12 protein-coding genes and 1 pseudogene are annotated in these 15,016 nt (G+C 70.0%); 5 read left to right on the top strand and 8 right to left on the bottom strand.

The window, feature by feature from the left end:
- Positions 1-45 precede the first annotated feature (45 nt).
- Positions 46-525 (bottom strand): NUDIX hydrolase, encoded by a 480-nt coding sequence (locus CG740_RS36820; RefSeq protein ID WP_100579679.1) that lies wholly within the window; start codon positions 523-525, stop codon positions 46-48.
- Positions 526-751: 226 nt separating this feature from the next.
- On the opposite strand from CG740_RS36820, the gene CG740_RS36815 reads away from it, so the two are divergent.
- Positions 752-4,078: a S8 family serine peptidase gene (locus CG740_RS36815; RefSeq protein WP_100579678.1), complete on the top strand. Its 3,327-nt coding sequence runs from the start codon at positions 752-754 to the stop codon at positions 4,076-4,078.
- 79 nt (positions 4,079-4,157) lie between these two features.
- On the opposite strand, the gene CG740_RS36810 is transcribed toward CG740_RS36815, so the two are convergent.
- Positions 4,158-5,648 carry a M28 family metallopeptidase gene (locus tag CG740_RS36810; protein ID WP_100579677.1) on the bottom strand — a complete coding sequence of 497 codons (1,491 nt, stop codon included), beginning with the start codon at positions 5,646-5,648 and terminating at the stop codon, positions 4,158-4,160.
- Between the two features lie 253 nt (positions 5,649-5,901).
- On the opposite strand from CG740_RS36810, the gene CG740_RS36805 reads away from it, so the two are divergent.
- The gene (locus CG740_RS36805; RefSeq protein WP_100579676.1) at positions 5,902-6,921 is read left to right on the top strand and encodes an aspartate-semialdehyde dehydrogenase; all 1,020 of its coding nucleotides are present in this window, start codon (positions 5,902-5,904) and stop codon (positions 6,919-6,921) included.
- Positions 6,922-6,974: 53 nt separating this feature from the next.
- On the opposite strand, the gene CG740_RS36800 is transcribed toward CG740_RS36805, so the two are convergent.
- Together CG740_RS36800 and CG740_RS36795 are read right to left on the bottom strand one after the other, a co-directional pair.
- Positions 6,975-7,322: a type II toxin-antitoxin system PemK/MazF family toxin gene (locus CG740_RS36800; RefSeq protein WP_100579675.1), complete on the bottom strand. Its 348-nt coding sequence runs from the start codon at positions 7,320-7,322 to the stop codon at positions 6,975-6,977.
- A complete protein-coding gene (locus tag CG740_RS36795; RefSeq protein ID WP_100579715.1) occupies positions 7,309-7,539 on the bottom strand; it encodes a ribbon-helix-helix domain-containing protein in 231 nt (76 codons plus the stop codon). The genes CG740_RS36800 and CG740_RS36795 overlap by 14 nt, the downstream gene beginning before the upstream one ends.
- Positions 7,540-7,639: 100 nt before the next feature.
- Between CG740_RS36795 and pepN the strand changes: the two genes are divergently transcribed.
- The 3 genes and pseudogenes from pepN to CG740_RS41675 form a co-directional block, all read left to right on the top strand.
- Positions 7,640-10,219, top strand: coding sequence for an aminopeptidase N (pepN, locus tag CG740_RS36790; RefSeq protein WP_100579674.1), 2,580 nt, complete (start codon positions 7,640-7,642; stop codon positions 10,217-10,219).
- Positions 10,220-10,324: 105 nt separating this feature from the next.
- Positions 10,325-11,206: a glycosyltransferase family 2 protein gene (locus tag CG740_RS36785; RefSeq protein ID WP_100579673.1), complete on the top strand. Its 882-nt coding sequence runs from the start codon at positions 10,325-10,327 to the stop codon at positions 11,204-11,206.
- Between the two features lie 27 nt (positions 11,207-11,233).
- A pseudogene (locus CG740_RS41675) lies at positions 11,234-11,425 on the top strand (DUF397 domain-containing protein); the annotation flags it as partial.
- Here the strand turns inward: CG740_RS41675 and CG740_RS36775 are convergent.
- From CG740_RS36775 to CG740_RS36760, 4 genes are all read right to left on the bottom strand, one after another.
- Entirely contained in the window at positions 11,407-11,880 is a 474-nt protein-coding gene (locus CG740_RS36775; RefSeq protein ID WP_159030526.1) for an RICIN domain-containing protein, read from the bottom strand. The pseudogene CG740_RS41675 and the gene CG740_RS36775 sit on opposite strands and share 19 nt — an antisense overlap.
- Before the next feature lie 41 nt (positions 11,881-11,921).
- Positions 11,922-12,368, bottom strand: a complete 447-nt coding sequence (locus tag CG740_RS36770; RefSeq protein ID WP_159030525.1) for an RICIN domain-containing protein — start codon at positions 12,366-12,368, stop codon at positions 11,922-11,924.
- A gap of 361 nt (positions 12,369-12,729) precedes the next feature.
- Positions 12,730-13,881: an allantoicase gene (alc, locus tag CG740_RS36765; RefSeq protein WP_100579670.1), complete on the bottom strand. Its 1,152-nt coding sequence runs from the start codon at positions 13,879-13,881 to the stop codon at positions 12,730-12,732.
- Positions 13,882-14,034: 153 nt separating this feature from the next.
- A complete protein-coding gene (locus CG740_RS36760) occupies positions 14,035-14,934 on the bottom strand; it encodes a LysR family transcriptional regulator (RefSeq protein ID WP_100579669.1) in 900 nt (299 codons plus the stop codon).
- Positions 14,935-15,016: the final 82 nt, after the last annotated feature.

Genomic DNA, 15,016 nt, shown 5'->3' with positions numbered 1-15,016 from the left:
CCCGCGGCCGGAAGAAAGTAGGCCCCCGGGACCGGCTCGGACGGCTCAGTCGGCGGCCGGATGCGCCCGCTGCGCCTTGCCGGTCGCGGGCCGGGCGCGCCACAACTCGATTCCCACGTCGACGAGTTCGACCCGTTCCAGATCACTCACCGCGTCCAGGCGGTGCCAGGCGGCCAGGTCGGTGGAGCCGTTGGTCTCGTGGCGCAGCTCGCCGCCGGTGACCCGGCCCTCGTAGACGATGCGCAGCCCCTGGAAGTCCGCGAACCGGCCGAGCTTGCGCGGATAGCGCCGGTTGATGGAGTCGATGCCGAGCAGCCGGACCGGTTCGACCGCGTAGCCGGTCTCCTCGTCGAGTTCGCGCACCACGGTGTCGAGGGGATCCTCGCCGTGGTCCATGCCGCCGCCCGGCAGCGTCCACCGCTTGGTGCCGTCCCGGGCCACCCAGCGCGCCAGCAGGATCTCCCGGACGCCGCCGGTTTCCCGTACGCATACGGCGTAGGCCGCCACCCGCAACTCCGTGTTCATTTGGTGAGATTACGGGTCGGCGTGCGCGGGCGCCGCTCCCTGGGAAGAACCGGGCCCGATCGGCCTGGCGGATCCGGCACCCTGGCGGGAATGCGCCATGTTCACATCACGTAACGGTCAACTCTCCACAAACAACAGTCATATACGCAATGCTCAGCGGTCATCCGGTACCGAATTTCGAACCGTTCACGATTCCGGACCTTTACCCACATCACAGGGATGCTGAATGACCACTGAATCCCCGCGCCCCATACCCGGGGCGAGACGCACGGCCCGAATAGCGGCGGCGGCCGGCCTGGTGGCCGCGCTCGTCACGGCGGGCGCAGCCCCGGCCTTCGCCACCACCGGCGGCGACGGCCCGACGAGCGCACCATCGGTGAAGACCGCTCCGGCCAAGACCGCCGAGGACAAGCTCGGCAAGGCCGACGAGCAGCGTCTCGCCGAGGCACAGGCCAAGGGCGAGAAGAGCGTCACCGTCATGGTGGCCACCGCCCCGGGTGCCACGTCCGACGTCACCGAGCAGCTGCACGCGGTCGCGGGGGCGACCGTGGGCAAGCGCGACGACAAGCTCGGCTACGTCCGCGCGACCCTGCCGACGGCCAAGGCCGAGGCCGCCCTGAAGGCCGCCGCGAAGCTGCCCTCGGTGGACGGCATCGACCTCAAGCAGGACATTCAGCTGGACGACCCGACCCCGTCGGGCGACACCACGAAGTCCGCCAAGCAGCTGCGCACCTCAAGCAGCTACCCGGCCCCGGACAAGAACACCCCCGCGAAGAACCCGTACAACCCGAACTTCGAGACGGGTGCGGTCGACTTCGTGAAGCAGCACCCCAAGGCGGACGGCCGCGGGGTCACCATCGGCATCCTGGACTCCGGCGTCGACCTCGGTCACCCGGCGCTCCAGAAGACCACCACCGGCGAGCGCAAGATCGTCGACTGGGTCACCTCGACCGACCCGGTGCAGGACAACGACGGCACCTGGCTGCGCGCCAACACCGCGGTATCCGGGCCGACGTTCACCGCGGGCGGCCGGACGTGGAAGGCCCCGGAGGGCTCCTACGACTTCTCCACCTTCGCCGAGAAGGTCACCAAGGGCGGCGACGCGGCCGGCGACCTGAACCGCGACGGCGACACCACCGACACCTGGGGCGTGCTCTACGACCCGGTCGCCGGCACGGTCCGGGTGGACCTGAACAACAACAACGACTTCTCGGACGACGCCCCGATGAAGCCGTACAAGGACGGCTACCAGGTCGGCTACTTCGGTACCGACAACCCGGCGACCGATGTCGTCGAGCGGGTGCCGTTCACCGTGGAGATCCGCAAGAACGTCGTCTACGACGCGGCCGGGCACACCTCGGACTACGTCAACATCGGCGTCATCGAGTCCGAGCACGGCACCCACGTCGCGGGCATCACCTCCGCGAACGGCCTGTTCGGCGGCAAGATGAGCGGTGCCGCGCCCGGCGCGAAGATCGTCTCCTCGCGCGCCTGCAACTGGGACGGCGGCTGCACCAACATCGCGCTGACCGAGGGCATGATCGACCTCGTCACCAACCGCCACGTCGACATCGTGAACATGTCGATCGGCGGCCTGCCGGCGCTCAACGACGGCAACAACGCGCGTGCCGCGCTCTACAAGCGCCTCATCGACACCTACGGCGTCCAGCTGGTCATCTCGGCCGGCAACGACGGTCCGGGCGTCAACACCATCGGCGACCCCGGCCTCGCCGACCACGTCATCTCCGTCGGCGCGAGCATCTCCAAGGAGACCTGGGCCGCCAACTACGGCTCCGGTGTCTCCACGGACTACCAGATGATGCCGTTCTCCTCGCGCGGCCCGCGTGAGGACGGCGGCTTCACGCCGACCCTGAGCGCCCCGGGCGCGGCCATCAACTCCACCCAGACCTGGCTGCCCGGCAGCCAGGTCAAGGAGGCGGGCTACAGCCTGCCGGCCGGCTACTCGATGCTCCAGGGCACCTCGATGGCCTCCCCGCAGGCCGCCGGCGCCTCGGCGCTGCTCATCTCGGCCGCCAAGCAGCAGGGCATCGACCTGCCGCCGGCCGATCTGCGCACCGCGCTGACCTCGACCGCCAAGCACATCAAGGGCACCCAGTCCTACGCCGAGGGCGCCGGTCTCATCAACATCGTGGGCGCCTGGGACGCGATCAAGGAGACCGCGAAGAAGCACGCCCCCGCGCATGAGTACACGGTCACCGCGCCGGTCTCCAGCGCGCTGGGCTCCGCCCTGAAGACCCCGAACGTCGGCACCGGCATCTACGACCGCGAGAGCGGTCTGAAGGCCGGGCAGAAGACGACGTACGACGTCACGGTCACCCGCACCACGGGCCCGGACAAGAACGTCAAGCACAAGCTGTCGCTGAAGAACGACGACGGCACGTTCAAGGTGCTCGGCGACAAGGAGGTGAGCCTGCCGCTCGGCAAGCCCGTCACCGTCAAGGTGCAGGCGCAGCCGAAGTCCGCCGGCGTGCACAGCGCGATCCTCCAGGTCGACGACCCCAAGACGGTCGGCGTCGACCAGCAGATCATGGCCACGGTGATCGTCGCGACCCCGATCGCGGGCCCCGGGTACACCTTCTCGGCGTCCTCGACGATCCAGCGCAACTCGACCAAGTCGTACTTCGTGACCGTCCCGGCGGGCGCGCAGAACCTGGAAGTCCGCATGAGCGCGCTGCGCTCGGGCAGCCAGACCCGCTTCATCTCGATCCACCCCTACGGTGTGGCCGTGGACCCGACGGGAACGCCGAACTGCTACCCGAACTACGACAACCCGGCCAACACCTGCCGCCCCGACCTGCGTTCGTACGCGAAGCCGCAGGCCGGTGTCTGGGAGATCGAGGTCGAGGCCCGTCGTACGTCGCCGTACCTGGACAACTCCTTCAAGCTGGACGCCTCGGTGCTCGGTGTCACCTTCGACCCGGCCACCCAGACGGTGCCCGAGGCGAAGATCGGCACCCCGGCCCCCGTGCAGTGGAAGGTGACCAACAACTTCGCCGGCATCGAGGGCAGGCTCCAGGGCGGCTCGCTCGGCTCCGCGAAGGTCGCCACCGGCACCATCAAGGCCGGTGAGACGCAGACCAGCACGGTCACCATCGGCGCGGGCGTCGAGCACCTGGACGTCTCCATCGGCAACACCTCGGACGCGGGCGCCGACCTCGACCTGTACGTCTTCGACGCCAGCGGCAAGGCCGTCGCCCAGTCGACGACGAGCAGCGCCAACGAGTCCGTCAGCCTGGTCAAGCCGGCCGCGGGCACCTACACGATCCAGGTCGCGGGCTACGCGGTCCCGGCCGGATCGACCACGTACGCCTACAAGGACGTGTACTTCGCGCCCTCGCTCGGCACCGTGAAGGTCGACGCGGACAAGACCGTCAAGCTGGCGGCCGGCGCCTCCGCGCAGGTGGCGGCGGACGTCGTCGTGGCGGGCGCGGCTCCCGAGGGACGCCAGTTCTTCGGCACCGTGCAGCTGGTGAACGAGCGCGGCACCGCGGCGGGCAGCGGCAGCGTGCTCATCGGGAAGGTCACGCAGTAGCACCACGCTGGAACGGCGGCGGGGCGGGCGCTCATCACGAGCACCCGCCCCGCCTTTCCTGTCCGCCGCCCGCGTCGGTTCAGTGCTTCAGCGAGCTCAGGTCGTAGGCGTACGTGCCGACCGCCTGGGCGATGACGTCGATGTTGAGGTCGAAGTACTTCTTGTCGATGTTCTTCAACGTGTCGCCCGCGGCATGGTAGTTGGGGTCGAAGGCCTCCCCGGCCTTCCCGCCCCACTTCTTGGCCTGCGCGGGCGTCTTGATCTCCTCGGCGCCGGTGTAGGTGCCGCCGGCCGGGATGCCGACCGCGATGAAGGGGCCGTAGTCGGAGCGGCCGTCGAAGTCGTAGCCCTCGTGCTGGACGTGCCGCTTGTCGAGGTAGCCGTTGATGAGGCCCTCGATCTGCGCCGAGCCCTCGGGGCCGGGGCCGGCGCCCTTCTTGTCGGAGTCGTCCCCGTCGTAGACGAGCTGGGCCGCGTTCGGCGAGGCGATCATGTCGAAGTTCAGATAGAGCTTGATCTGCTTCTGCTGCCGCTCGGTGAGGTTCTTGACGTAGTGCTCCGAGCCGAGCAGGCCGAGCTCCTCACCCGACCACCAGGCGAACCGGACCTTGTTGGGGAACTGCTTGGGATGCTTGCGGGTCTGCTTGGTCTCCTTGGCGAGCTTGAGGGCGACTTCGAGCAGGCCGGCCGAGCCCGAGCCGTTGTCGTTGATGCCGGGCCCGGCGGGCACCGAGTCGAGGTGGCTGCCGAGCGCGACCACGCTGTCCGGGTCGCCGGTACGGGTCTCGGCGATCACATTGCGGGTCTTCTTGGCGACGTTCTCGGTGGCCACGTCCAGGGTGACCTCGACCGGGCCCTTGGCCAGCTGCCCGGCCAGCGCCTCGCCGTCGGCCAGGCTGATCCCGGCAGCCGGGATGTGGGCGTTGTCCGGCGATTCGACGGTGCCCTGCACCGGGTCGGTCCCGGAGTGGTTGTAGACGATGACGCCGGCCGCGCCCGCCTTCGCGGCGACGGCCTCCTTCTCCTGGAAGGTGCAGCTGCCGCGCTTCACCAGCGCGATCTTCCCGGTGAAGGTGTCCGAGGCGTAGTCGTCGAGCGAGCAGCCCGGGGTGTCGTCGACGCGGGCGGCCTTCAGCTGGGCGGTGAGCCCGCCGGTCGGGGTCGACCTGCTGAACTTGTAGGCGGCGGTGGGCAGTTGGCGCCCGCCCACGGTCAGCTTCTGGCGCAGGGTCTTCGACTCGTAGAAGGTGAAGTCCTGGTACGAGACGTCGTACCCGGCCTGCTTGAGCTGCCCGTACACATAGGCCGCCGAGGCGTCGTAGCCCGGGGTGCCCGCGGCGCGGTTGCCGCCGTTGGCGTCGGCGATCTTCTGGAAGGCCTCCAGATGACGGTAGGCGCTCTCCCCGGACGCCTCCCCGACCAGCTTCCCGGCCAGCTTCCCGGCCAGGCGCTGGTCGTGCCGGTCGGGCTGGTCGTGCGCCCCGCGGGCGACGGCGGGCGTCGCCAGGGACAGGAGCACCGGGGCGGCTGCGAGGGCGGCTATGGCCCTGCTACGACGGGATACGGGCACGGGAAATCCTCCGAAATGCGGTGCGGTGTCGCCGATGATCGACCGGCTTGCCAGGACCGTAACCAGCGAAAACGACCGTGTGGGGCATTTCGGGGCGGATGCAACACGGATGCCATGGACTTGTCACAAGTGGGCAGATGTCCCACACCCCGGACAATGGATTGGACAAGTCCGCCGGGCGCCGACGCATCATGGGTGCGCCGGAGTCGTACAAAGACCACGTGAGCTGCACGTGAGCATCAAAGGAGTCACCGTGAGGGTCGGAATCGTCGGAGCCACCGGGCAGGTCGGCTCAGTCATGCGCAAGATCCTCGTCGAGCGGGACTTCCCGGTCGACGAGCTGCGCCTGTTCGCCTCCGCGCGCTCCGCGGGCACGGTCCTGGACGGCGTGACGGTCGAGGACGCCTCCACCGCCGACTACTCGGGCCTGGACATCGTGCTGTTCTCGGCGGGCGGCGCCACCTCGCGCGCGCTGGCCGAGAAGGTCGCCTCGCAGGGCCCCGTCGTGATCGACAACTCCTCCGCGTGGCGCGGTCACCCCGAGGTCCCCCTGGTGGTCTCCGAGGTCAACCCGCACGCGGTGAAGAACCGCCCCAAGGGCATCATCGCCAACCCGAACTGCACGACGATGGCCGCGATGCCGGTGCTGCGCCCGCTGCACGACGAGGCCGGGCTCACCGCTCTGGTCGCCACCACCTACCAGGCCGTCTCCGGCTCGGGTCTGGCGGGCGTGGCCGAGCTGTACGGCCAGGCGCAGAAGGTCGTCGCCGAGGCCGACCGGCTGACCTTCGACGGCGACGCGGTCGAATTCCCCGAGCCCGCCGTCTACAAGCGGCCCATCGCCTTCAACGTGCTCCCGCTCGCCGGCAGCATCGTCGACGACGGCTCCTTCGAGACGGACGAGGAGCAGAAGCTCCGCAACGAGTCCCGCAAGATCCTGGAGATCCCGGAGCTCAAGGTGTCCGGCACCTGTGTCCGTGTGCCGGTCTTCTCCGGCCACTCGCTCCAGGTCAACGCCCGCTTCGCGCGGCCGATCAGCGTGGAGCGCGCGTACGAGCTGCTCAAGGACGCGCCCGGCGTCGAGCTCTCCGAGATCCCGACGCCGCTCCAGGCCGCGGGCAAGGACGCGTCGTACGTGGGCCGCATCCGCAACGACGAGACCGTCGAGAACGGTCTCGCGCTCTTCCTCTCCAACGACAACCTCCGCAAGGGCGCCGCACTGAACGCGGTCCAGATCGCGGAGCTGGTGGCGGCCGAGCTGAAGGGCCAGTAGTCGCGCACGCGGCCTCCGCCGGTCCGTCCAGGGGCCGGCGGAGGCCGCGTGTTTCAGAGGGCCAGGTGACGCCGGAGCGCGACGTCGATCTCGGCCATGCGCTGGCGGGGAACGGTGCCGACCCGCTGCAGGACCCGCTCAGGAGCGACCGCGCGCACCTGCTCGCACTGGGCTTTGGAATCCTTGGGCAGCCGTGTCTCGTCGGCGCTCAGAAATACCTGGAACGTGAGCACCCGGTTGGTGTTCGAGGTCAACGGGACCACGGTTACCACGCCACGGCCGTTGCGCTCGACCGACTGGTTGGCGCCGTCGTTGGAGACCACGACGGCCGGTCTGATCCTGCTCGCCTCGCTGCCGCGCGCCGGTTCGAGGTCGACCATGAAGATGTCACCACGTCTCATCGACGATCCCGTCCCCCGCCGTGCGCTCCCAGAGCGCCGCTTCCCCGCTCGCGTCCCACTCCTCGAAGGCCTCGGTGTACTCCGCCTCCAGCTGTGCGGCGCGCAGGAGCTCGATGGCGGCGTGTATCACGGCGGACCGCGAGTCGGCCTCGGTTCTCGTGGCGTACTCGTCGACGAAAGCGACATCCTCCTGCGGAAGGCTCACACTGATCTTCATACCCGTGATGCTACCCAGGGGCGGCCCGCTATGCCACCGCATGCACGCGCCACCGCATGGAAGGATGACCGGAAACGTCACTTACCAAGGAGATGACCGGGTGCCTGGCACGAATCTGACCCGCGAAGAGGCGCAGCGGCGGGCAGCCCTGCTCACCGTTGACTCGTACGAGATCGAGCTGGATCTGAGCGGCGCGCAGGAGGGCGGCACCTACCGGTCCGCGACCACCGTGCGCTTCGATTCCGCCGAGGCCGGGGCGGAGACCTTCATCGACCTGGTCGCGCCGACCGTGCACGAGGTCGTCCTGAACGGCACCGCGCTGGACGCGGCGGCCGTGTTCCAGGACAGCCGGATCGCCCTCGCGGGCCTTGAGGCGGGCCGCAACGAGCTGCGGGTCGTCGCCGACTGCGCCTACACCAACACCGGTGAGGGCCTGCACCGCTTCGTGGACCCGGTGGACCAACAGGCCTACCTGTACACGCAGTTCGAGGTCCCGGACGCGCGCCGCGTCTTCGCCTCCTTCGAGCAGCCGGATCTGAAGGCCACCTTCCAGTTCACCGTGAAGGCGCCGACCGGCTGGACGGTCATCTCCAACTCGCCGTCGCCGGAGCCCGAGGACGACGTCTGGGTCTTCGAGCCGACGCCGCGCATCTCCTCGTACATCACCGCGCTGATCGTGGGCCCGTACCACTCGGTGCACTCCTCGTACGAGGGCCCGAACGGGCAGTCGGTGCCGCTGGGCATCTACTGCCGCCCCTCGCTCGCCGAGTTCCTCGACGCGGACGACATCTTCGCGGTGACCCGGCAGGGCTTCGACTGGTTCCAGGAGAAGTTCGACTTCGCCTACCCGTTCGCCAAGTACGACCAGCTCTTCGTGCCGGAGTTCAACGCCGGCGCGATGGAGAACGCGGGCGCGGTCACCATCCGCGACCAGTACGTGTTCCGCTCGAAGGTGACGGACGCCGCCTACGAGATGCGCGCCGAGACCATCCTGCACGAGCTCGCCCACATGTGGTTCGGCGACCTGGTGACGATGGAGTGGTGGAACGACCTGTGGCTGAACGAGTCGTTCGCCACCTACACCTCGATCGCCTGCCAGGCGTACGCCGAGGGCTCGCGCTGGCCGCACGCGTGGACCACGTTCGCCAACTCGATGAAGACCTGGGCCTACCGCCAGGACCAGCTTCCCTCGACGCACCCGATCATGGCGGACATCCGTGACCTGGACGACGTCCTGGTCAACTTCGACGGCATCACGTACGCCAAGGGCGCCTCGGTGCTCAAGCAGCTCGTCGCCTACGTCGGCATCGACGAGTTCTTCCAGGGCGTGCAGGCCTACTTCAAGGCGCACGCGTTCGGCAACACCCGCCTGTCCGACCTGCTCGGCGCGCTGGAGAAGACCAGCGGCCGTGACCTGAAGACATGGTCCCGGGCCTGGCTGGAGACGGCCGGCATCAACATCCTGCGCCCCGAGATCGTGACGGACGAGGCGGGGGCCATCACCTCGTTCACCGTCCTCCAGGAGGCCCCGGCCCTGCCGGCCGGCGCCAAGGGCGAGCCGACTCTTCGCCCGCACCGCATCGCGATCGGCTTCTACGACCTGGACGGCGCGGGCAAGCTGGTCCGTACGAACCGGATCGAGCTGGACATCGAGGCCGCGGCCCGCACCGAGGTCGAGCTGCCCGCGGGCACCCGCCGGCCGGCGGTCGTGCTGCTCAACGACGACGACCTCTCCTACGCGAAGGTCCGCCTGGACGAGGAGTCCCTGCGGGTCGTCACCGAGCACCTGGGCGACTTCGCGGAGTCCCTGCCGCGCGCCCTGTCGTGGGCCTCCGCGTGGGACATGACCCGCGACGGCGAGCTGGCCACGCGCGACTACCTGGCGCTGGTCCTCTCGGGCATCACCAAGGAGTCCGACATCGGCGTGGTGCAGTCCCTGCACCGCCAGGTGAAGCTGGCCATCGACCTGTACGCGGCGCCCGAGTGGCGCGACGCGGGCCTGACCCAGTGGACGGACGCGACGCTCGCGCACCTGCGCACCGCCGAGCCGGGCAGCGACCACCAGCTGGCCTGGGCCCGCGCCTTCGCCGCGACGGCCCGTACGCCTCAGCAACTCGACCTGCTCCAGGCCCTGTTGACGGGCGCGGAGGTCATCGAGGGCCTGGCCGTGGACACCGAGCTGCGCTGGGCGTTCGTGCAGCGCCTCGCGGCGACCGGCGTCTTCGACGAGGCCGAGATCGCGGCGGAGCTGGAGCTCGACAAGACGGCCGCGGGCGAGCGCCACGCGGCGACCGCGAAGGCCGCGCGCCCGACGCCGGAGGCCAAGGCCGAGGCGTGGGAATCGGTCGTCGAGGGCGACACCCTGCCCAACGCGGTGCAGGAAGCGGTGATCGGCGGCTTCGTCCAGACCGACCAGCGCGAGCTGCTCGCCCCCTACTCCGAGAAGTTCTTCTCGGCGGTCAAGGGCGTGTGGGAGTCCCGCTCCCACGAGATCGCCCAGCAGATCGCGGTGGGCCTGTACCCGGCCCTCCTGGTCTCCCAGGAAACCCTGGACGCCACGGACACCTGGCTCGCCTCGGCCGAGCCGAACGCGTCCCTGCGCCGCCTGATCTCGGAATCCCGAGCGGGCATCGAGCGCGCGCTGCGGGCGCGGGCGGCGGACGCGGAGGCGTCGGCGTAGCGGTCGCCCGACGGGGGCGCCTCTTCCACGGGGCGCCCCCAACTCCCGGTGCGGGGTGCTCGCGGCGCTAACATCGGCACTCCCCGACCCCTGGAGTTCGCCGCGATGCCGTTGCCCCGTATCGGAGTTGTCATCGTGACCATGGGCACGCGCCCACGGGAGCTGGCGGCCCTGCTCGCCTCGGTCGAGAAGCAGGACGTGCCGGCGGCCCGCGTGGTACTGGTCGGCAACGCGACGCCGCTCTGCTATGTGGACGCGGCGCAGAACGTCACCAAGATCCCCCTCGACGAGAACCTCGGGTGCCCCGGAGGCCGCAACGTCGGCCTGGAGATGCTACGCGACTCGGGCGAGGTGGACGTCGTCATCGAGCTGGACGACGACGGCCTGCTCATCGACCCGGACGTGTTCCGGACGGTGCGGGAGCTGTTCGCGTCGGACCCGCGCCTCGGCATCGTCGGATTCCGGGTGGCGGACGAGCACGGGCACACCGAACGACGCTGGGTGCCCCGGCTGCGCTCCGACGATCCGATGCGGCGCGGGCCGGTGACCGCGTTCCTCGGCGGCGGGCACGCCTTCTCGATGCCGATGCTCCGGGAAACCGGCCTGTGGGCGGCCGAGTTCTTCTTCGGACACGAGGAGTCCGACCTGGCCTGGCGTGCGCTCGACGCGGGCTGGAAGATCCTGTACGAACCCGCGCTCGTCCTGCAACACCCGGCGACGGCCCCGGCGCGGCACGCGGTCCACTACCGCTTCACAGCCCGGAACCGGGTCTGGCTGGCCCGCCGCCGTCTCCCCCTGCCGCTGATCCCGGTCTACCTCGGCGTCTGGATCCTGCTCACCATGGCCCGCATCCGCTCCCTGCCCGGCGCGCGGGCGTGGTGGGGCGGCTTCACCGAGGGCATGCGCGAGCCCTGCGGGCCGCGCGCGGCGATGCAGTGGCGCACGGTGTGGCGCATGACCCGGCTCGGCCGCCCACCGATTCTCTGAGCGGCCCCGCGACCCGTACCCGTACGGAACTCCGAGAATCCGGACGGCCCGGCGCTCCTCTTCCGTGCGGAGTCGTTCAGCGCGTTCATCGACGCACTCAGGGGCCCGGTGTTCCGGGGATGCGAGGAGGCGGGAGGGGACACCCCCCAAGGAGCCCCCTCCCGCCTCACAGGACGGCGGTATGAGACGCCGTCACTCCCTCACGACCAGAGCTGGTAGACGTTCCCGTCATTGCACTCGTGCGTGTAGACCTTCTTGGCGTCGTTGGCGTCGAGGCATTCACCCGTGGCCACGTTCTGGAGCTTCCAGCCCCCGCCGGTGTTGATCTCCCGCCAGCGCTGGTAGTCGTTCTGGCCGCTGCTGCACGCCTCCACATAGGCGTCGTGGTCGGTGTATCCGGCGAGGCAGGAGCCCGGCACCTCTGCGAGTCGCTCGATCCAGACGTTGCCCCCGACGTTGATGTCGTGCCACTTCGCGGCACCGAACGAACAGGGGTAGAGGCCCACATCGTTCCAGCCGAGATGGTGGTCCCACATGCCGGTGAGGCAGCCCCCTCCGTTCTGGTGGTTCCACACGACGTCACCGTCCGCGTGGGCGGCGGCGCTCGCCCCGACGACCAGGAGCGGGGCGGCGATCACCGCTCCCAGCACACGCCCAATGCGCTTCCCTGTCACTTCAGTTCCTCTCGCTGTGGCGCGGTCTGTGGTCGGGCGTCTCAGTACCAGAGCTGATAGACGCCGTCATTGCACTGGTGCATGTAGACGGAACTGCCGTTGCTGTCGAGGCATTCGCCCGTCTGGCGGTTCCGCAGCTTCCAGCCGTTGCCGGTGTCGATCTCGTCCCAGCGCTGATAGTTGTTGCCGCTACAGGGCTCCACATAGACGTCGTGGTCGGTGTAGGCCGTCATGCAGTAGTTCGTCTTGCCCGAGACCTCTTCCAGCCAGCTACCGTCGCTCTGGTGCACGTCGTGCCAGAAGGTGACGGTGTTGTGGCAGCCGGCGACCTTGACATCGTTGGGCGTGCCCCACACGTTGTAGGCCGGCTCCAGGCAAGCGTTGTCCGGCTTGTGGGTCCAGTGGACGTCCGAGTCGGCATGGGCCACTGCGCTGGTCGCGAGGACTAGTAGCGGAGCCGCGACCATCGTTCCGACCGCTTGAACCATCCGCTTGATGCGCATGTCTGATCCCCCTGTTGCGAAGTCCGGTAATGGGGCCGCAGGGCTCATCCGGAGCCCGGCCCGTGGGAGGCGCTCCCCCGTCGGCGCCCTTCGCAACGGTACGCAGCCGGTCGTCGCCGGTCAGTGCGGCAGAGTCGCCCGGGATCCGTCCCATCCCCATCTCACGCGCCTGACCTGGGATTTGGGATGCCCGGCAGGTGCGATCCCGGGACGTCCCGAGCATTGCTCCGGGGTGTCGGGCGAGAAGACAAGGCCCTTCAACCGGCCCCCATTGAAAACCGCCCGGCGGACGGGCGTCGTAGCGCAACCGTTCCGCCGGGCGGAAGTCAGGACGAGCGACCGGAGGTCAGCCGGTCAACTCCGTGTAGCGGCGGCGCAGTTCGGCCGCGCCGTCCGCCGTCAGGGCGCCGTGCAGACGCATCCGCGCCACCCCGCCGTCCGGGAACGCGTCCAGGCGGACATGCGTCGCCACCGCCAGCGCGGGGAGACGGAACCGGTGCAGCGTGTCCGGCTGGAGACGCGTACGCGGGATGATCTCGAACCACTCGCCGGACTCGCCGTTGCGGCCGCTCAGCGCGATCCACCCCGCCGAGTTCCCCTTCAGGTACGCCGTGTCGATCTCGACCGCCCTGATCGCCCCCTGTGCGACCAGCCGGAAGCGCACCCAGTCATTGGTGTCGCGGACCCGGCGACGGCGGTTCTCCCAGCCGTCGTCCATCTTGCGGGAGGTGCCGGGCAGGATGATCTGCGTCGGCGAGGAGTAGAACTTGTCCGAAGCGTCCTCGTACGAACCGCCGTTGAGGACCGCCACGAGGTCGATCGTGCCGAGCGTGTCGAGCCACTCCGGGTCCGGTACGACCTCGCCGTGCACGCGCAGGCGGGCGACGCCGCCGTCGGGGTGCTGGCAGAGCCGGATGTGGGTGTAGCGGCGGCCGGTGGTGATCTCGAAGCCGTTCTCGGCATGGCCGCGCACCGGCGTCGGCGCGATGATCTCGTCCCACTTCACGTCGTCGGCGAGGAGCTGCTCAGGGCTGGGCGAGCCCTCGACCGCCGTTGCCTGTACGGAGATTCGCTGCGGGTAGTTGCCGCGAAAGTGCGCCGTGTCGACGACGATCCCCTTGATCACACCGGGCGCGCCGAGCCGGACGAGGGCCCAGTCGTGGTCCTCGGGGGCGGGGAAGACGTGGTCGGCGTCCGCACCGCGACGGCGGCGGGTCTCCCAGCCGTCCATGATCTTGCCCTTGTGCCCGAAGTGCTCGGGGTCGAAGACGGCCCGCTCGCGGACGAGGAGGTTCTCCCGCTCCGCGAAGAACTCGTCGTTGGCGGCGATGACTCCGGCGCCGAGCCGGCGGTCCGCGAGGTCGACGAGCTCGGTGAAGGCGAAGTCTCCGGAGCGGTAGTCGGCGTACGGGTCGCCGCCGCCGTAGGGCGCGGCGTCGTTGGCGTGCGGGTCCGCTGCGGATGCGTGGTCTGCGTTGTGCTCGGTGGCGGAAGTCATGACTTGACCTTCGCCTGTGCCACAGCTCACGTCCATCGAAAGTTTTCGGACGGTCTGTTCAGCTGAACTGAACGAAGGCGCGGCGCCTGGTTGCCCGCACCCGAAGCAATCGCCCCCGGAGCCCCCGCACCCGCACCCGCACCCGCGGAGCGATCACACGCCCGCCACCTCCCGCAGCGCGGTCAGGACGCGGGCCACCGCGGGGCCGTCCTCCGCACCCCGGCGCACCGCGGCCACCACATGCCGCCGGGGCTGGTCCGCACTGAGTATCCGCGTGACCACGCCCGCGCGACGGTCGGCCACGGCCATTCTGGGGACCAGGGCGACCCCCATCCCCGCCTCCACCATGGCCAGGATCGCGGTCCAGCCGGCCGCGCTGTGGGCCTGCTCGGGCACGAAGCCGGCCGCCTCGCACGCCGCCGTGGTGATCTCCGACCAGGGCCCGCTGCCGCCGAAGATCCACGGCTCGTGCGCCAGGTCGGCGAGCCTGAGGCCCGGTTCGGCGGCGAGCGGATGCCCGGCGGGCAGCGCCACGTCGAGGGGGTCGATGAGCAGGGGCAGGATCGCGAACTTGGGGTCGCGAGCGCTCGGCGCGTGGGCCGCCAGCGACAGGGCGAGGTCCACCGCCCCGGCCGAGAGCAGCTCGAACGCCTCGGCCGCCTCGGCCTCCCGGACCCGCACCTCAAGGGCGGGGTGGCTGCGGCGCAGCCGGCGTACGGCCGGGACGACCAGGGCGGGCACGGCGGTGGAGAACGCCCCGACCCGCACCTCGCCCGCCTCGCCCTGGAGGTAGCCCGCCAACTCGGCGTCCGCCCGCTCCAGTTGGGCGAAGACGGCCTCGGCGTGGCGCAGTACGAGATGGGCGGCGTCGGTGAGCCGGACCCGCCGGCCGTGCGCTTCGAGCAGGGGCACGCCGAGTTGCTTGGCGAGGTTGGACAGCTGCTGGGAGACCGCCGAGGGCGTCATCAGGAGCACCTCGGCGGTCGCGGTCACGGTGCCCTGCTCGCGCAGGGTCCGCAGGATGTGCAGCTTCTTGATGTCCCACTCGCTCATGGGACGCAACATACCGGCGCCTCCCGCGGCCGCCCTGTCCGCGGGAGCCGCCCTGCCTGCGGAAGCCGCCTTGCCTCCGGGA

The organism is Streptomyces sp. CB01201, from assembly GCF_002803085.1.
Classification (GTDB): Bacteria; Actinomycetota; Actinomycetes; order Streptomycetales; family Streptomycetaceae; genus Streptomyces; species Streptomyces hundungensis.
Note: the sequence above shows the minus strand (reverse complement) of the source record. Positions and strands in the feature narration are given on the sequence as shown.